At 72.1% G+C, this 17,001-nt stretch carries 19 protein-coding genes; 14 read left to right on the top strand and 5 right to left on the bottom strand.

Annotated features, from left to right (window positions below; genetic code table 11):
• Window positions 1-170 precede the first annotated feature (170 nt).
• The 10 genes from DEJ12_RS17340 to DEJ12_RS17295 all read left to right on the top strand — a co-directional run bounded on the left by DEJ12_RS17340 (window position 171) and on the right by DEJ12_RS17295 (window position 8,316).
• Window positions 171-686 carry an N-acetyltransferase gene (locus DEJ12_RS17340; protein ID WP_111031085.1) on the top strand — a complete coding sequence of 172 codons (516 nt, stop codon included), beginning with the start codon at window positions 171-173 and terminating at the stop codon, window positions 684-686.
• Window positions 683-1,345, top strand: coding sequence for an HAD-IA family hydrolase (locus DEJ12_RS17335; RefSeq protein ID WP_111031083.1), 663 nt, complete (start codon window positions 683-685; stop codon window positions 1,343-1,345). The genes DEJ12_RS17340 and DEJ12_RS17335 overlap by 4 nt, the downstream gene beginning before the upstream one ends.
• Window positions 1,342-1,992, top strand: a complete 651-nt coding sequence (locus tag DEJ12_RS17330) for an HAD family phosphatase (RefSeq protein ID WP_111031080.1) — start codon at window positions 1,342-1,344, stop codon at window positions 1,990-1,992. The genes DEJ12_RS17335 and DEJ12_RS17330 overlap by 4 nt, the downstream gene beginning before the upstream one ends.
• 19 nt (window positions 1,993-2,011) lie before the next feature.
• Window positions 2,012-3,772, top strand: a complete 1,761-nt coding sequence (locus DEJ12_RS17325; protein ID WP_111031078.1) for an AMP-binding protein — start codon at window positions 2,012-2,014, stop codon at window positions 3,770-3,772.
• Window positions 3,773-3,790: 18 nt separating this feature from the next.
• Window positions 3,791-4,330 carry a GNAT family N-acetyltransferase gene (locus DEJ12_RS17320; RefSeq protein ID WP_111031075.1) on the top strand — a complete coding sequence of 180 codons (540 nt, stop codon included), beginning with the start codon at window positions 3,791-3,793 and terminating at the stop codon, window positions 4,328-4,330.
• Between the two features lie 31 nt (window positions 4,331-4,361).
• On the top strand, window positions 4,362-5,219 hold the full coding sequence (locus DEJ12_RS17315; protein ID WP_146245617.1) for a hypothetical protein: 858 nt from the start codon (window positions 4,362-4,364) through the stop codon (window positions 5,217-5,219).
• 49 nt (window positions 5,220-5,268) lie between these two features.
• Complete coding sequence (locus DEJ12_RS17310) at window positions 5,269-5,754, top strand: luciferase family protein (protein WP_258370646.1); 486 nt, start codon at window positions 5,269-5,271, stop codon at window positions 5,752-5,754.
• Between the two features lie 195 nt (window positions 5,755-5,949).
• A complete protein-coding gene (locus DEJ12_RS17305) occupies window positions 5,950-6,882 on the top strand; it encodes an ABC transporter ATP-binding protein (protein WP_111031071.1) in 933 nt (310 codons plus the stop codon).
• Window positions 6,879-7,742, top strand: a complete 864-nt coding sequence (locus DEJ12_RS17300) for an ABC transporter permease (RefSeq protein ID WP_111031069.1) — start codon at window positions 6,879-6,881, stop codon at window positions 7,740-7,742. Before DEJ12_RS17305 ends, DEJ12_RS17300 begins: the two co-directional genes overlap by 4 nt.
• Window positions 7,743-7,836: 94 nt before the next feature.
• A complete protein-coding gene (locus DEJ12_RS17295) occupies window positions 7,837-8,316 on the top strand; it encodes a hypothetical protein (RefSeq protein WP_111031067.1) in 480 nt (159 codons plus the stop codon).
• A 12-nt stretch (window positions 8,317-8,328) separates the two neighbouring features.
• Here DEJ12_RS17295 and DEJ12_RS17290 read toward each other — a convergent pair whose 3' ends face one another.
• The gene (locus DEJ12_RS17290; RefSeq protein ID WP_111031065.1) at window positions 8,329-8,931 is read right to left on the bottom strand and encodes a dihydrofolate reductase family protein; all 603 of its coding nucleotides are present in this window, start codon (window positions 8,929-8,931) and stop codon (window positions 8,329-8,331) included.
• A 104-nt stretch (window positions 8,932-9,035) separates the two neighbouring features.
• Here DEJ12_RS17290 and DEJ12_RS17285 point away from each other — a divergent pair, with 104 nt between their 5' ends.
• Together DEJ12_RS17285 and DEJ12_RS17280 are read left to right on the top strand one after the other, a co-directional pair.
• The gene (locus DEJ12_RS17285) at window positions 9,036-10,955 is read left to right on the top strand and encodes a family 43 glycosylhydrolase (RefSeq protein ID WP_111031063.1); all 1,920 of its coding nucleotides are present in this window, start codon (window positions 9,036-9,038) and stop codon (window positions 10,953-10,955) included.
• Window positions 10,956-11,155: 200 nt separating this feature from the next.
• Window positions 11,156-12,568, top strand: coding sequence for a GAF domain-containing serine/threonine-protein kinase (locus tag DEJ12_RS17280; protein ID WP_111031061.1), 1,413 nt, complete (start codon window positions 11,156-11,158; stop codon window positions 12,566-12,568).
• A 268-nt stretch (window positions 12,569-12,836) separates the two neighbouring features.
• On the opposite strand, the gene DEJ12_RS17275 is transcribed toward DEJ12_RS17280, so the two are convergent.
• Complete coding sequence (locus tag DEJ12_RS17275; RefSeq protein WP_111031059.1) at window positions 12,837-13,634, bottom strand: SDR family NAD(P)-dependent oxidoreductase; 798 nt, start codon at window positions 13,632-13,634, stop codon at window positions 12,837-12,839.
• Between the two features lie 110 nt (window positions 13,635-13,744).
• Between DEJ12_RS17275 and DEJ12_RS17270 the strand changes: the two genes are divergently transcribed.
• Together DEJ12_RS17270 and DEJ12_RS17265 are read left to right on the top strand one after the other, a co-directional pair.
• Window positions 13,745-14,650, top strand: coding sequence for an AraC family transcriptional regulator (locus DEJ12_RS17270; protein ID WP_111031057.1), 906 nt, complete (start codon window positions 13,745-13,747; stop codon window positions 14,648-14,650).
• A gap of 133 nt (window positions 14,651-14,783) precedes the next feature.
• Complete coding sequence (locus DEJ12_RS17265) at window positions 14,784-14,996, top strand: PLDc N-terminal domain-containing protein (RefSeq protein WP_239001530.1); 213 nt, start codon at window positions 14,784-14,786, stop codon at window positions 14,994-14,996.
• 6 nt (window positions 14,997-15,002) lie between these two features.
• Here the strand turns inward: DEJ12_RS17265 and DEJ12_RS17260 are convergent, their stop codons facing one another.
• From DEJ12_RS17260 to DEJ12_RS17250, 3 genes are read right to left on the bottom strand one after another with little or no spacing between them, the layout of a single operon-like run.
• Window positions 15,003-15,488, bottom strand: coding sequence for a tetratricopeptide repeat protein (locus DEJ12_RS17260; protein ID WP_111031055.1), 486 nt, complete (start codon window positions 15,486-15,488; stop codon window positions 15,003-15,005).
• Window positions 15,485-16,294, bottom strand: a complete 810-nt coding sequence (locus DEJ12_RS17255) for a PmoA family protein (RefSeq protein WP_111031053.1) — start codon at window positions 16,292-16,294, stop codon at window positions 15,485-15,487. The genes DEJ12_RS17260 and DEJ12_RS17255 overlap by 4 nt, the downstream gene beginning before the upstream one ends.
• A 10-nt stretch (window positions 16,295-16,304) precedes the next feature.
• Window positions 16,305-16,976 carry a bifunctional 2-polyprenyl-6-hydroxyphenol methylase/3-demethylubiquinol 3-O-methyltransferase UbiG gene (locus tag DEJ12_RS17250; protein ID WP_111031051.1) on the bottom strand — a complete coding sequence of 224 codons (672 nt, stop codon included), beginning with the start codon at window positions 16,974-16,976 and terminating at the stop codon, window positions 16,305-16,307.
• Between the last annotated feature and the right edge of the window lie 25 nt (window positions 16,977-17,001).

Here is a 17,001-nt window from a genome sequence, read left to right as displayed (position 1 = left end):
TCGGCGCGGCTGCTGTGTGCGCGCCGAACACACCCTTGGTGGGGTGGAGAACCAGCGATGTGCGGCTGGTGAGCGCTCCGGGTGTTTCCCGGTCGTTGCAGGTGATTCGGCGTCGTCCGCCAGTCGGATTGGAACGATTTCTCCGGGCCTGCCACCCCTAGGCTCGGGTCATGCGGGGAACGACGATCCGACCGACCACGGAGGACGACTGGGAGTCCGTGCGGGCACTGCGACTGGAGATGCTCCGGGACACCCCGAAGGCGTACGGGGAGCGGCTCGCCGACGCGGAGCGGCTGCAGGAGCGTGACTGGCGTCGACGCGGCCGCCGTGAGCACGACGTCGGCGGGACGACCCTCGCCGCGATCGGTGCCGACGGCCGGTGGCTCGGGACGATGGGGGTGTTCGTGCCCGGCCCCCGGGTCGGGCCGCTCCTGGTCGGCGTCTACGTCGCTCCGTCGCACCGGGGCCGTTCCGCCGGTGTCGCCGATGCGTTGCTCGACGAGATCGAGGTATGGGCGGCGGCGCACGGATCGGCCCTTCGGCTGCACGTGCACGAGGGGAACACCCGCGCGCAGGCCTTCTACGCCCGACGTGGCTACGAGCCGACGGGTGCGACCGAGGCGTACGTCCTCGATCCGAGCGAACTCGAGGTCGAGATGATCCGGCAGCTGCGGGGATCGCTGTGACCGGCGGGACGGCCAGGGCCACGGGGTCCGTCGTGCGGTGGCTGCTGTCCGACGTGGGCGGCGTCCTCGAGCTCGTCGACGACGCCGCCTGGCCCGGACGCTTCCGGGCGCGGTGGGCCGAGCGTCTCGGGATGACGACGGACGACTTCTCCGCACGCCTCGTCGCAGCGGACCTGCCCGACGCCTCCCGTCAGACCGGCGTCGTCGACCAGTACTGGGGCTCGATCGGTACGGCGCTCGAGCTGGGGGCCGACCAGCTCGCCGTCATGCGGGCCGACTTCTGGGATGCGTACTGCGGAACGCTGAACCAGCCGTTGTACGACTTCCTCGCCGGACTCCGCGGCACCATCGGCCTCGCGATCCTGTCGAATTCTGGCGATGGTGCTCGCGAGGAAGAGGAACGGCGCTTCCGGTTCTCGGCGGTGTTCGACCCGATCTGCTACTCCCACGAGATCGGTGTGAACAAGCCCGATGCCGAGGCGTTCCGGATCACGCTCGAGCGCTTGGGGGCGGACCCGGACGAGGTGTTCTTCGTGGACGACGTGCCGGAGAACATCGAGGCCGCACGTGCGCTCGGCATCGGGGCGCACCTGCACGTCGACACCGACGAGACGATCCGGGTGCTCGAGGCGGTCGTGCGGGGGAGCGGTCAGCAGTGACCGTCGGCATTGTGTTCTTCGACGTCGACGGAACCCTCGTCAGCCCCGGTTCCAGCAGCAGTTTCCTGGCCGCCCGGTTCGGGCACCAGGACGCGCTCGACGATGCAGAAGCGCGCTACGCCGCCGGCGATCTCACCAACCAGCAGGTCAGTGAGGTCGACGCACGCGGGTGGCGTGGCACGTCCGTCGCGACGGTCGACCGGTGGCTCGACGGCCTGCCGGTGTTGCCCGGAACCGAGACCGTCGTCGCGTGGTGCCGTGCCCACGACGTCGAACCCGTGCTCGCGTCGCTCGCGTGGCAACCCGTGACCCGTTCCCTCGCGCGGCGGTTCGGGTTCGTCCCGAACGGCGGGCCCCGAGTCGGCGAGCACGACGGCGTCCACGACGGCACCGTCGCCGAGCACTTCGACGAGTTCGACAAGCGGGACCGGGCGCTCGCGCTCGCTCGTGACCTCGGTGTACCGATCGAACGCTGCTGCGCTGTCGGCGACAGCCGCTCGGACATCCCGCTCTTCCAGGCGCTCCCCAGTGCGTTGGCGCTCAACGCGGGTCCGGCGGCACGTGCGGCCGCGAGTGACGCGATCGACGCGGACGACCTCTCGCGCATCATTCCCTGGCTCGACCGCTGGCTCCGGGAACTCGCCTGATCGATCGGCTCTGAGACGGATGCGGCATGATCGGTCCGTGCCTGATGTGAACCCGACCGCCGCGTACCGTGCCGCCCGCGACCAGCTCCTCGCCGCGGACTCTCCCGAAGCGGCACGCGCCGGGTTCCGCTGGCCGGACGTCGGTGACACGTTCAACTGGGCGACCGACTGGTTCGACGTCATCGCGACCGACAACAGCCGCACCGCGCTCTGGATCGTCGAGGAGGACGGCCGTGAGCAGCGGTTCAGCTACGCCGAGATGGCCGCACGGTCCGATCGGCTCGCCGCGCGCCTGCACGGCTTCGGCGTGCAGCAGGGCGACCACGTCCTCGTCATGCTCGGCAACCAGCTCGAGCTCTGGGAGACCATGCTCGCCGTGATCAAGCTCGGTGCGGTCATCCTGCCGACGTCGACCATGCTCGACACGGCCGACCTGCAGGACCGCGTCGACCGGGGCTCAGTGGCGCACGTCGTCACGAACCGGAGCGAGACGCACAAGTACGACGACGTCCGCGGGTCCTTCACGCGCATCGTCATCGGCGGTCCCGCTGACGGGTGGACGGAGTACCCGAGCGACCTGGGTGAGCCCGCTCCCAGTGATGAGGTCCGCCCCCACGTCGTCACCCGCACGACCGACCCGTGCCTGGTCTACTTCACGTCCGGCACGACGTCGAAGCCGAAGATGGTCGTGCACACCCAGACGTCGTACCCGGTCGGTCACCTCAGCACGATGTACTGGCTCGGCGTCCGGCCCGGTGACGTGCACCTGACGATCAGCTCGCCCGGGTGGGGCAAGCACGCCTGGAGCTGCTTCTTCGCGCCGTGGATCGCGGAGGCCACCGTGTTCATCCACAACACTGCGCGCTTCGACCCCGCCGCACTCCTCGCGCAGCTCGAGCAGGCCGAGGTCAACACGTTCTGCGCGCCGCCGACCGCGTGGCGGATGATGCTGCAGTCCGACCTCGGCGTGAAGCCGCGCGCGCTCCGTGAGCTCATCTCGGCCGGCGAGCCGCTCAACCCCGAGGTCATCGGCCGGGTCGAGGCAGCGTGGGGGCTCACCATCCGCGACGGCTACGGGCAGACCGAGACCACGGCGATCATCGGCAATGCTCCGGGCGCCGCCGTGACGCCCGGCGCGATGGGCAAGCCGCTCCCCGGCGTGACCGTGACGCTGCTCGACCCCGTCACCGGCGAACCGGGCGACGAGGGCGAGGTCTGCCTCGACCTCACCGAGCGGCCCGTCAACCTGATGGCCGAGTACCTCGGCGATCCCGACCGCACGGCCTCGTCGATGCGCGACGGCTTCTTCCACACCGGCGACATCGCCGTCCGCGACGCCGACGGCGAGCTGACCTTCATCGGCCGCACCGACGACGTCTTCAAGTCCTCGGACTACAAGGTGTCGCCGTTCGAGGTGGAGAGCGCCCTGCTGCAGCACCCGGCCGTGGCCGAGAGCGCGGTCGTCCCGGCACCCGACGACGCCCGTCTCAACGTCGTCAAGGCGTACGTCGCGTTGGCCACCGGATGGGAGGCGTCGGCCGACACCGCCAGGCAGGTCCTGGAGTACGCACGCACGGCTCTCCCCGCCTACGCGCGCGTCCGCCGCGTCGAGTTCGCGGAGCTCCCGAAGACCATCTCGGGCAAGATCCGCCGCGTGGAGCTCCGGGAGCGCGAGGAGCAGTCGGTGAGCAACGGCACGCGCGCCGAGGGCGAGTGGCGCGACGACGAGTTCCCCGGCCTCCGAGCACCCCGCCCGCAGGCCGGGCCCGCTGCCGGCTGACGGTCGGGGAGACCACACATGGTCGTCGTACTGCGCCCGTGGTCGCTCGACGACGCGGCTGCGCTCTTCGTCGCCAGTCGGTCGAACCCGGACCTCGCGACGCAGTTCCCGGACGTCGGGCTCGATGACGAGGAGCATGCCCGTGCGCACATCAGGGGTGCGCTGCGGTTCGACGAGCGGGCGAAGAACTGGGCCATCGCGGAGGACGGAGTCGCGGTCGGGAACGTCGGGCTGTCGGCGATCGAGTTCCGGCACGCCACGGCCTGGGCGCACTACTGGCTGGCGGCCGATGCTCGCGGCCGTGGGCTCGCCGCTCGTGCGTTGACGAGTGTGTCGACCTGGGCGTTCGACGCCGGGCTCTTCCGCCTCGAACTCGGACACCGCTCGAACAACCCGGCCTCGTGCCGAGTCGCCACGATCGCGGGGTTCCGCGCGGAGGGCGTCGAACGGCAGAAGTTCCGGTACGGCTCGGAGCGGTTCGACGTGGAGACGCACGCCCGGCTGGCGACCGATCCGGTGCCGGACCTGCCCGGTTTCGAGGTCCGGACGACGTCCTGACGGCTGCCCCGGTCAGTCCTAGGCTCGATACGTGGAATTGATCAAGGACGTCTCGCGCGGCGACTGGTTGCTGGCCCGGGCCGGCGCGTTCGCCTCGTTCGGCGGCGTCGCGGGCACCGGGTTCGAGGCGTACGTCCGGATCCTGCACCCGCTCCGAGCGGATCGCGAGGACCGAACGACCGTGGACGAGTACGACGAGCACCCGGTCCTCGAGTCGGCGGAGTGGCGCTGGGCCGACGTCGCCGAGCGCACCCGTCGGACGATCGACCCGCTCGTGTCGTGGCAGACGCTCAGCGGTCGGGACGACGAGTCGGACCTGCCCTTCGAGGACGGCTGGGTCGTCCATCCGCCCGAAGAGGGCTGGTACGAGCCGAAACAGCTCGCCGCGCTCACCGGGCTCCTCGCCGAGGCGACGTCGACGCCGGACGACCTGGTCGGGGCGGTCTGGGACGGATGGGGCGACCTGAACGCGTCGACGTTGGGCTTCGGGTGGCAGGGGAACGGCGAGCCGACGGCGGCCGAGCGCGTGGAGATGCAGGCGCACATTGCCCGGGCCCAGGCGCAGCACCGGCGGGAGCAGGCTTCGCTCCGGGAGTCGCTCGCGGGTCCGCGCTTCCTGTGGCCGGCCCGCGAGTGCTTCCTGCTCTCCATGTCCCTGCCGCAGCTCAGCGACCCGTCCTGGACGGACGACGCCCGCGTGGGCACCTACGTCGATGTCGGGCACACCCCGCAGATGCTCTGGCCCGAGGGGCACGAGTGGGTGCTCGCCACCGAGATCGACTGGGACTCGACGATCGTCGCCGGGTCGCGGTCGCTCATCGACGCGATCCTCGCCGACGCCCGGTTCGAGGCGTACGAGGTCGACGCGGACGCTTCCCCCTCCTCGTGAGGGCCCGAACAGGAGCGACGCAACCCGGCCGAGACGGTATCGTCGAGCGGTGATCAGGTCCATCCGCCGCGGCGAACGGCCCGCCGTGTCCGACGCCGGTCCCCAGCGGCAGCTCACCGACCGCGCGACGCCGGAACTGTGGGGAGCGCTCGTCGGGAGTGCCGTCGCGCTGCCCGGCGTCGAAGAGGGGCACAGCCAGGTGTCGCCGGCGTCGTCACGCGCGTTGTTCCTGCGCGATCAGCACGACCACGTCGTCCCGTGGACCTCACTGGCGCCGGACGGACGACTCGAGCCCGTGCACCTGCACGGCGTCGAGGACACCTCCGTCCACCTCTGCCTCCCGGTCGCACGTGGAGCCGAACTGACCGAACTCGGGTGGGCGATCCCGCACCAGTACGAGGACCACGGGACCGAGTTCATGGTCTACGGCCCGCGCGACGTCGACGAGCTCGCGGTCGTGCTGTCGATCATCGAGGAGAGCCTCGCGTTCGCTCGCGACCCTGGCGATGAGCGTCCGGCGCACCACCCTGCGTGAGCGCTGCGCGCCGACCTTTCGCGCCCAGCGACACCTCACGGGCCGCCGCGCGCGTGAACTGTCGCCCAGCACGAAAACCCGCGCGACGCCGATGCCCGCGCCCCAGCCAGCACCCCCCGCGTCACCCTGTGGGAGCACACATCTCCCCCCAACGGCGGACGCGGCACCGACGGCCCCTCCCGTAGCGTCGAGGCCGTGATCGAAGTCAGCCATCTCACCAAACAGTACGGTCCGAAGACCGCCGTGGACGACGTCTCCTTCGTCGTGCGTCCCGGCAGTGTGACCGGCTTCCTCGGGCCCAACGGCGCCGGGAAGTCCACCACGATGCGCATGATCATGGGGCTCGACCGGCCCACGTCGGGCAGCGCCACCGTGAACGGCCAGCCGTACACGAGCTTCCGCGACCCGCTCCGGCAGGTCGGCGCCCTGCTCGAGGCGAAGGCCGTGCACTCGGGCCGCAGCGCCTACAACCACCTGCTCTCGCTCGCGGCGACCCACGGCATCCCGAAGTCCCGCGTGCACGAGGTCATCGACATGACCGGCCTCGACTCCGTCGCGAAGAAGCGCGTCGGCGGGTTCTCGCTCGGCATGGGGCAGCGCCTGGGAATCGCTGCCGCACTGCTCGGCGACCCGAAGACCCTGATCCTCGACGAGCCCGTCAACGGCCTCGACCCCGACGGCGTCGTGTGGGTGCGTCAGCTCGCCCGGCGCATGGCCGCCGACGGCCGCACGGTGTTCCTCTCCAGCCACCTGATGAGCGAGATGGCACAGACCGCCGACCGCGTGGTCGTGCTCGGCCGGGGCAAGGTACTCGCCGACGCCCCCATCGCCGAGTTCGTCGCCGGTGGTGGCGCCGCTGCCGGCACCGATGCCGCCGTCAGCCGCGTCATCGTCCGCACGCCGGACCCGAACGGCCTGTTCACCGCGATCGGCCCGAACGCCGCGGTCACCCAGCGCGAGGACGGCTCGTTCCTCGTCGTCGGGCCCGACGCACCGACCGTCGGCAACATCGCCGCACAGGCAGGCGTCCCCCTGCACGAACTCACCCCGACCGGCGCGAGCCTGGAAGAGGCCTACATGGCCCTCACCCGCGACGACGTCGAGTACCGATCGGAGGGCACCCGATGAGCGCCACCACCTCGCCCACCACACCGTCGACCCCGATGTCCGGCTCGACCCGCCTGTCGTTCCCGCACCTGGTGCGGAGCGAGTGGATCAAGCTGCGCAGCATCCGGTCCACGTTCTGGTGCTACGCGATCCTGGTCGTCCTCACGATCGGCATGGCGGCGCTGATCGGGGCGAACACGAACAGCGGCGGCCAGGAGCTGCCGACGGACCTCGCCAACGGCACCTTCGTGAACGCCAACGCCGTGGGTGTCCTGCTCTCGTCGCTCGTCGTCGGCGTGCTCGGCGTCCTCATCATCACCGGTGAGTACGGCACGGGCCAGGTCCGCTCGACGTTCACCGCCGACCCGCGGCGCACCGGCGTGATCCTGGCGAAGGCCACCGTCCTCGCCATCGCGACCTTCGTCGTCAGCGCCGTCGCCACCTGGATCGGCGTCCTCATCTCGCTCCCGCTGCTGGCCGGCAACGGTGTCGAGCCGGAGCTCGGTGACCCGTCGGTGTTCCTGCCGATCCTCGGTTCGTCGGTCTTCCTGACCCTGCTGGCGCTCCTCGCGTACGGCATCGGTCTGCTCGTCCGGTCGAGCGCCGGCGGCATCGCGATCACGCTCGGCCTCCTGCTGGTCGTTCCGGGGGTGCTCGCACTCATGAGCGGACTGATGAAGGTCGACTGGCCGATGGACATCGCGGCGTTCCTGCCCGACTCGGCCGGCGGCCAGCTCTACGCCTACTCGTACGACGGCGCGAGCACGGTCGACAACAGCGGGGTCGTGCTGAACGGCTGGGGCGGCTTCGGCGTCCTCGCCGCCGAGGTGCTCGTCGTGGGTGGCCTCGCCCTGACGCTCGCGCGCCGTCGCGACGTCTGACGCGACCACCCCACGGCCGGGAGGCGCGGTGCCAGCCGGCACCGCGCCTCCCGTCGTTCCGCGGGCGGGTCCACCGCGTCACTAGGCTCACAGCGTGCGTTCCGTCCCCGCCCTGCTCCTGCCCGCGATCGCGGGCGTGGTCCTGCTGGCCGGCTGCGCCGGTCCGCCGCCTGTCGACGAGGCAGCGCTGTCCGCCTGGGAGAAGCGGCAGCGAGCAGTCGAGTCGGACACCGAGCTCGGCGCCCTGTTCGCCGCTGTGTCGCCCGGGGACGACGACAGTGACGAACCAGGCACGGGCGTCACCATCACGTTCCCGCACCCGGAGTCGGTCGACCACCTCGAGTTCTCGTGCTTCGGGGACGGGCACATGAGTGGCTCCTTCACCATCGGGTCGGCGGGCGCCTCGCAGACCCAACCGACAGAGGCGATGGCTTGCCGAGACGGCTGGCAGCGGATCGACCTTCCAGTGGAGCTGCGTCGCCGGGCGGACAGCGTGTCGTTCAAGGCGTTCGGCAGTGACCGCGACAGCGCCTGGTACGTCCGGATCATCGCCACCGAGCCCGTCGAGGACTGACGTTCCGAGCGCTCAGGACCGCCGGACGTCGTACCGGTGCAGGGTGACGCCGTTGTCGTAGCGCTGCTGCTCGAGCAGGTCGAGCTGCACGAGCGGGCGGTGCCCCGAGCGCGGCGGATCGAACAACGGGCGGCCGACGCCGAGCACCGACGGGTGCGTGAAGAGCATGACCTCGTCGAGCAGCCCGGCATCGAGCAGCTGACTCGCGATGCTCGGTCCGCCCACGCCGACGTCGCCGTCGCCGGCGGCACGGATCGCGGCCAGCTCGGCGATCGCGTCGTCGTCGCCGATGACCCGGGTGTCGTGGTCGGCGGTGGTCCGTGTGCGGGACACCAGGACCTTCGGCTGCGCCGTCCAGATCTCGCCGTACTCGCGCAGGTACTGCGGCATCGACTCGTCGTGCCGGGCATCCGGCCAGAACGGGTCCATCATGTCGCGCACCACCCGGCCCTCGACGGACAGGGTCATCGCGGCGGCGCGGGCGTTGAACTCGCGGTGCAGCGGCTCGTCGATCCGGATCCAGTCGGGCCCGTCCAGACCGTCGTGCTCGCCGGGGGCCCGTTCGACGAACCCGTCGACGGAGACGTTGATCCAGTAGACGAACCTCGCGGGCATGGCATGACTCCTTCGTCGAGCCGAGCGTACGCTCGCGCACGTCGCCAGGCGACACCCGCACTCCCTCCAGCAGCACCTTCCTCAACGACGAGAGCAGGTCAGGTATGCGCCGATCGTCCACCGCACTCCTCGCCGTCGTGACGTTCCTCGGCGTCGCGACCACGGGCCTCCAGACCGGACCAGCGGATGCGTCCGCGGTGCCGGGCGGGACCACCCGGGCGACCACCACCACGACCGCGGCGTCGAGTGCCGCCAGCCGGCACGGCCGCGCGGCACCCAGCCACCAGAACCCGGTCGCGCTCAGCCTGCCGGACGGGCAGACGGCGGCGAGCTGCGCGGACCCGACCGTGATCCACGGAGCCGGACGCGACCGCAACTGGTACCTGTACTGCACCACCGACGCGCTCACCGCGACGGAGCAGAACCCGGACGGGTCCCTGGTGCAGCACGCGGTGCCCACGTACCGGTCGACCGACCTGACCCACTGGACGTACGTCAACGATGCCTTCCCGACGAAGCCCGCCTGGGTGGGCGACGCGAACGGGATCTGGGCGCCGGACGTCGTGTACCGCGCCGGAGACCGCGGCCGGGCCGGCACCTGGTACCTGTACTACGCGGCATCGGACACCCCGTCGGCGACGGGCCCGAGCGGCGGCGGCTCCGCGGTCGGGGTGGCGACGAGCTCGAGCCCGACTGGCCCGTGGAAGGACTCCGGCGGCCCGGTCGTGGCACCGCAGACCGCACCGAACGGCGACGGAGCACGGTGGGCGTTCGACCCCGAGGTCATCACCGACAAGGGCGCGACCTACCTCTACTTCGGCAGCTACTTCGGCGGCGTGAACGTCCGACGGCTCAGCGCCGACGGACTGCGCTCCGACCCGTCGACCGAACGGCAGATCGCGATCGACAACCGCTACGAGGGCGCGTACCTGATGCGGCACGGCGGCTGGTGGTACTTCATGGGCTCCGCCACGAACTGCTGCAACGGTGCCCTGACCGGCTACGGCGTCTTCGTCGCCCGGTCGCGCAGCCCGCTGGGACCGTTCACGGACCGCGACGGCGTGGCGATCACGAGCACCCGGGTCGGGGGCACGCCCCTGCTCGCGCAGAACGGCAACCGGTGGGTCGGGACCGGCCACAACACCGTGGTCACCGACTTCGCCGGCCAGGACTGGATCATCTACCACGCGGCCGATCGCAACGACCCGTACTACGCGGGGCAGCCGACCTACACGAAGCGGCCGGCGCTGATCGACCCGCTCGACTGGCAGGGCGGCTGGCCGGTCGTCCGCGGTGGTGCCGGGCCGTCCGACACGGTGCAGCCGGGGCCGGTCGCGCAACCGGGGCAACGGCCGACGTACCGGGCGTCGACCGCCCCCGTCGACGTGCCGGGGCGGACGATCCGGGCACTGTCGACCTCCTTCGACGGTGCCGCGCTGCCCACCGCGCTGAAGTGGACGCGTGCGCCCGACCGGTCCACGTGGACCGTCGCCGACGGCACGTTCCGCTGGCAGACGCAGGACGCCGACATCCACCCGCCGGCGACGCCGCTCGCATCGGTGTTGTCCGAAGCGGCACCCCGTGGGGACTACGTGCTCCAGACCACGGTCGGGGTGGACACCCCGGCGACCGGCGACGGCCTGAACTACGTGCAGGGCGGCCTGATCGTCTGGGGTGACGACGGCAACTACGTCCGCCTCACCTCGAACTCGATCTTCAACACGCGCCAGACGGAGTTCGGCAAGCAGGTGTCCGGGCAACCGGCCGGGGCGCCGAGCTACGGCAACATGGTCGTCGGTCCGGTCGGGGACACCACCACGCTCCGGATCGTCCACCGCGAGGTCCGGGGTGAGGACCGGTACACGGCCTACACGAGCCTGGACGGGCGGCACTTCGTCCGGGGCGGGACCTGGACGGCGGACCTCGGCAGTGCACCCCGCGTCGGGCTCATCTCACTCGGGGGCCCCGGCTTCACCAGCACCTTCGAGGACCTCCGCGTGAGCACGGTCGCGACGCGTCGCTGACGGGGCGGTCGGGTGCCGCCGGGATCGTAAGACACCGGTGTTCGCACGTTGAACCGCGGTCTGCGCGTGTTCGACCCGCGAACACCGGTGTCTTGCAGGCCGAACGGCCCCCGTTCAGCCGGAGAACGACGTCGGCGAACGAGATACCCGTCGGGATGCGAAGATGCATCGTTGGTGCCGGAGCCGAGAACGAGGGTTGGATGATCCCGACGGGAGACCACGACGCGAGCGCGCCGCTGCTCGACGGTCGGTACCGCGTGGAGCAAGCGATCGGCCAGGGCGGCATGTCCGTCGTCTACCGGGGTGTGGACGAGAGCCTGCACCGCCCGGTCGCGATCAAGCTCTTCCACGCGGGCATCGTCGACATCGCCCGCCAAGAGGCCGAACTCGGCGTGCTGGCGTCGCTCGAGCACCACAACCTCGTCAGCCTGCTCGACGCCGGAGTCGTCACCGGGCAGGACGGCACGCAGCAGCGCTACATCGTGATGTCGCTCGTCGTCGGGCAGGACCTCGAGGAGCGTCTCGCCGTCGGCCCGCTCGCCTCGCGGCACATCGCCGAGATCGGCTACGACATGGCCGAGGCGCTCGACTACATCCACGCCCACGGCGTCGTGCACCGCGACATCAAGCCGTCGAACATCCTGCTCGTCGACTACGGCAACGCCTCCGAGCGGGCCCGCGCACGCCTGACCGACTTCGGCATCGCGCTCGCCGCCGGCGTCGAGCGCCTGACCGCCGACGGCGTCACCACCGGCACCGCGGCCTACCTCAGCCCCGAGCAGGCGCGCGGCGGCGAGGTGGGCCCGCCGAGCGACGTCTACTCGCTCGGCCTCGTGCTGCTGCAGTGCTTCACCCGCCGTCGCGAGTTCCCGGGCTCGCTCGTCGAGTCCGCCGTCGCCCGGCTGTCGCGCGACCCCGTGGTCCCCGAGCCCCTGCCCGAGCACTGGAAGCACCTGCTCCGCGCCATGACCGCGCAGGACCCCGCGGCCCGCCCGCTCGGCGCCGAGCTGGTCACGATGCTCCGCGACGTCGTGATCGCCGAGACCGCCACGGCCGACCACGTGGTCGAGCCGACCGACGAGACGGCCCCGGTACCGACGCGCCCCGAGACGGACCGCCCGGCGACCCTCGACACCCTGCCCGACGAGTCGCTGCAGCGCACCACGGCGATGGCCGCCCGGCTCTTCGACGCACCGATCGCCCTGGTCGAGGTCCTCGACGAGGACCGCGAGTGGTCCCAGTCGTACATCGCCGAGGGCGTCGACGAGGCCGCCCGCAGCATCAGCTTCCGCAACGGCTTCGCCCCGGTCCCCGTCCCCGTCGTGATCCCGGACGGCTCCGCACACCCCGAGATGCGGAACAGCCCCCTGGTCACCGGTCCGCTCGGCATCCGCTTCTACGTCAGCGTCCCGCTCGTCAAGCACGACGGCGCACCGATCGGGACCCTCGCCGTGCTCGACACCCGCCCGCGGCAGGCCACCGAGGACGACCTCGCCAACCTCCGCGACCTGGCGGCGCTCGCCGTGTCGCAGCTCGAGATCCGCCAGGAGTCCCTGCGTACGACCAGCGACTCGCTGCCGGTCCCACGGGTGGTCGGCGACCACACCGCCTGACGGGAGGCCCGGTGCCACCCCGCACCGCGCCTCCCGACCGTGTGGTGGTCGCGCCCACCGCCGCGCCCACGCCGTCCGCCGAGCGGTCACGATCCGTCGGCTGACGCGCTCCCGCGCGACGGTCCGTGACCGCACGGCCACCCGCCGGCGGTGTGTCGTGACCCCTCGCGGACCGATGCCCGGCTGACCGACTCCCGCCGAGCGGGCGAAATGCCCGGGTGCCTCCGCGCATGAACCCGGGTGTTTCGCCCGCTCGTGCGGGGCGCGCTCAGCCGAGGCGGGTCGCGGCGATGCCGCCGTCCACGTCGATGGTGGCGCCGTGCACGAAGGTTGCCTCGTCAGAGGCCAGCCAGCGCACGGCGAACGCGACGTCGACCGGTCGGACGGGTGCGCCGGCCGGGGTGCCCGCCGTCATCTGCGCGAGGACGTCGTGCGAGTCCGCGTTGCCCGGTGTCGCGGTGGCCCCGGGCGACACGGTCGACACCCGGACGCCGTGCGGTCCGAACTCGGCTGCCCAGGCGCGGGTCAGCTGCTCGACGGCCGCCTTCGTCGCCGGGTAGAGCGCCGTGAACGGGACGCCGACGCGGGACATCCACGAGCCGATGTTCACGACGACGCCCGAGCCGCGTTCGACCATCGCGGGCGCCAGCGCGCCGACCAGCACGTGGGGTGCACGGACGTTCGTGGCCCAGAGGGCTTCGGCGTCGTCGTCGGCGAGCAGCGCGGTGGGGCCGACCGGGTAGACGCCGGCGTTGTTGACGAGGACGTCGACCCGGCCACCGAGGGCCTGGGCAGCGCGGCCGGCGAGGTCACGGACCGCGTCGGGGTGGCTGTTCAGGTCGCCGATCACGGCCACGGCGGTGCCTCCGGCCGCGGTGATGGCGTCCACCACGGCCTGCGTGCGCTCCGGGTCGCGGCCCGCGACCGCGACGGTGGCGCCGGAGGCGGCGAGGACACGGGCGACGGCTTCACCGATGCCGCTCGAGGCGCCGGTCACCAGCGCGGTGCGGCCGGCCAGTCGGTCGTCGGTGGTCAGGGAGTCGAGGAGTGCTTCGTTGGTCTGCATGCTCCGATGCTCGGTCCCGCGTGCCTCGTGGAGATTGCCCAGGACTCCGGACTGCTTGCCGGATCCAGCACGGGCGTTCAGCGCATCGATCGGCTCGACAGAATGGGCACATGGACGACGTCACCTCGGATCGACTGGACCGCGCGCTGCAGAGCGTCCTGGCCCACGTCGACGACACGGAGCGCGCCGGACGGCTCGGCCTCCGCCTGGCCCGGGTCGACGCGCCGACCGACCTCGGGTACCAGCGCTACACGCCGTCGGTGTCGGTGGTGCTCGCGGGGCAGAAGCGGTCCATCGTCGGGGATGACGACCAGCTCTGGGGTCGCGAGCGCTTCATCATCACGCCCGTCGACCTGCCCGTGATCGCCGGGGTGGTCGCGGTTGAACCACCCGCGGGGTTCGTCGCGGTCGTCTGGCAGCTCGACCCTGCGGTGGTCGCCGAGGTCGCGACGGCGATGTCCCGCCCCCACCAGGACGAGGCGCCGCCGGCACGACTCGGCAGCTGGACCCCAGCCCTGGCGGACGCGTTCGCCCGGCTCGTCGGACTGCTCGATGCTCCGGAGGACATGACGGTCCTCGCCCCGCTCGTCACCCGCGAGGTCGTGCTCCGCCTGCTGCAGACCGACCAGGCACCGCGCATCCTGGCCGCGATCGGCAACCGGGACGGCGACGTGGTCGCGGCCGCCACGGCCCTGCTCACCGACCGGTTGGCGGACCCCTGGTCGGTGGCCGGCCTGGCCGCGGCGGTCCGGACGAGCGAGTCGACACTGTTCGCGCGCTTCCGGCAGGTCACCGGGATGAGCCCGGTGCAGTACCTGCGGCGGCTGCGGCTCGGGGAAGCCCGGCGGCGGATGATCGTGCTCGGTGACACCGCCGCCCAGGCTGCGGTCGCGGTCGGGTACCGGAGCGCCTCGCACTTCTCGCGCGACTACCGCGCCCTGCACGGTCGGCCACCGGCTGCCGACGCCGGTCGGGCCCGTGAACTGCTCGCGCTGGGTGAGGTCGCGATCGCCTGACCTGCCAGCGCGATCGCCAGACCGACCCGCGCGGTCAGTCGGACGGATGACGCGGACGAGTCCGGGCAGGCCCTACTGTCATCGATGCGGGCGACGACCGTCGCCGCGGAGAGGACCGCTCGTGTTGACGAACGTGTCGGGAGCACACGCCGTGGTGCTCCTCGTGCTGCTGGCGCTCGAGGCCGTGGCGCTGGTGCAGGTCTGGCGCGACCGTCGCCGGACGCAGGTGGTCAAGGTGCTGTGGACGGTGGTCATCCTCGCGCTGCCCGTGATCGGCGTGCTGGGGTGGGCCGTGAACTGGCTGCTCGGCAAGGCTGCGGACGCGCTCCAGCGCCGGAACGCCTGACGCGCGTCAGTCCTCGGTGAGGGCCGCAGCGTAGGCCCGGACGGACCGGTGGTACCGGGGGAGCGTCGGTTCGACGGCTTCGATCGCGACGCGCAGGGCCTCGGCGGAGCGTCCGGCGCTGTGCAGTGCGAGCGCGAGGAACACCTTGGGTGCCGCTCCGGTGGCGGAGTGCTCCGGCGCGTCGCGGAGCATCGCGATGGCCTCGTCGATCCGACCGAGGTTGCGGAGCGTCGAGGCGTGCTGGACGACCATCCTGGCGGCGCGATCTGGGTCGACGGCGTCCAGGCCAGCCGTGGTCGCGGCGGCGTACTGCACGTCGGCCTCGGCCTCGTGGCCGCCCGAGTCGAAGGCGCCGCCGAGCTCGAACGCGCCGAGTGCGGGATGCGGAGCGTCGGCGGCGAGGTCGCGCGTCCACTCGATCCGCTGCTGATCGTCGATCGTCTCGTCGTCCCACAGCGCCGCGACGCGTGACTCCCAGTCCCCGGTGTTCATCCGGCGAGCGTACCGCCGTCGGTGATCGTCGCGCGGAACGAGCGGACCAGCGGAGCGCCGGGCTGCACGACGGCGGGGGAGTCCCACGCCAGTGCCGAGCCGATCGCCGGGTACTCCTCGGCGCGGACGAACCAGGGGTCGTGGTGGTCGAGGGCCTCGATGCGGATCGTCGCCGGACCGCCGTCGAACACCGCCGACCAGGTGATCCAGGGTGCGGCCGAGCCGTGCACGGCGGCCTCGCCCTCGGCATCGGCGGTCCGGATGACCACTCCCGTGCACTCGGGGAACCGCCAGAAGAAGCCGCCGTAGCCCGCTCCGGTCCGGCCGTTGCTGCCCGGACCGCCGAGGTGCACGGGGGAGTCACCGGGGGCCCGGAACGACGACGACCAGGACAGTTCCCACCCGCTGGTGACGGCGCGCCAGCGGAGGGTGCGGTCCTCGCGCAGGACCACCGTGCGGTCCGGGCCCTGCCAGACGAGCTCCTGGGCGGACGTCGTGTCGTGCTGCTCCGCGTGCACCAGCTCGACCGAGCCGTGGTCGTCACGCCACACGTAGCCGAGCCCCTCGACGTAGGTCCGGCCACCCCAGCAGTTCACGCCGTCGACGTCCGGGATTGCGACGCCGACACCGCAGTGCCAGTCGTGGTCGCCGGGGTGGTGCGCGCTGACGACGGTGCCACCGAGGGTCCGGACCGGGTGCAGGTACGGACGAGGGGACGACGTGGCGATCGTGCCGGCGCCGCTGCGTTCGACGGCGACCTCGACGCCGTCCACGACGAGCGCGCGGATGCCGTCGTCGGTGCTCACGCCACCGACGCTACCCGCGCGTCAGCCGGGCGAGCACGACGCTGTCGAGCACCTCGTGCGGATCACCCTCCGGCGTCGTCGCAGTGCGCGGCCGGACCTCGGCGACCAGGACGTCCCACCGGTCGTCGAGCTGCAGGGCGGCGAGGTCGTCGGCCGGCGCGGGGAACCGGTACTCCCGCAGCTCGGGCGGCAGCTCGTCGTGCGGCGGAGCGGCGTGCGCGGTGACGAGCAGGTGCCCACCGGCGGCGACGAAGCCGGCGGCCCGATGCAGGATGTCGGCTCGGGGGATCTCCACCGGCCACGACTGCAGGAACGAGGCCGTCACCAGGTCGAACCGCGCGGCGGTGTCCCACCGGGCGAGGTCCGCGGCGACGAACGCCGTCTGCTCCTGGACCCCGGCGGCGACGGCGGCCCGCGAACCGCGCTGGAGCGCCGTCACGGACAGGTCGATGCCCGTCACGTCCCACCCCTGCTCGGCGAGCCACACCACGTCGCCGCCCTCGCCGCAGCCGAGGTCGAGCGCCCGCGCCACCGGTAGCCCCCAGGTCACCGAGGCGAGCACGGCGTTCACCCGGCCTGACCAGATGCCGTCGCGCTCGGCGTAGCGGGCCTCCCACCACTCCCGGGCGGACGGTGCGGCGGTGGCAGATCCGGCGGCGGAGCCGTCGTGGTGGGTGTGCATGCACGTACTCCAGCGCACCTGCCGG

It is taken from the genome of Curtobacterium sp. MCLR17_059 (assembly GCF_003234665.1).
In the GTDB taxonomy this organism is placed as follows: domain Bacteria; phylum Actinomycetota; class Actinomycetes; order Actinomycetales; family Microbacteriaceae; genus Curtobacterium; species Curtobacterium flaccumfaciens.
This window is presented reverse-complemented; position numbering and strand designations above follow the sequence as displayed.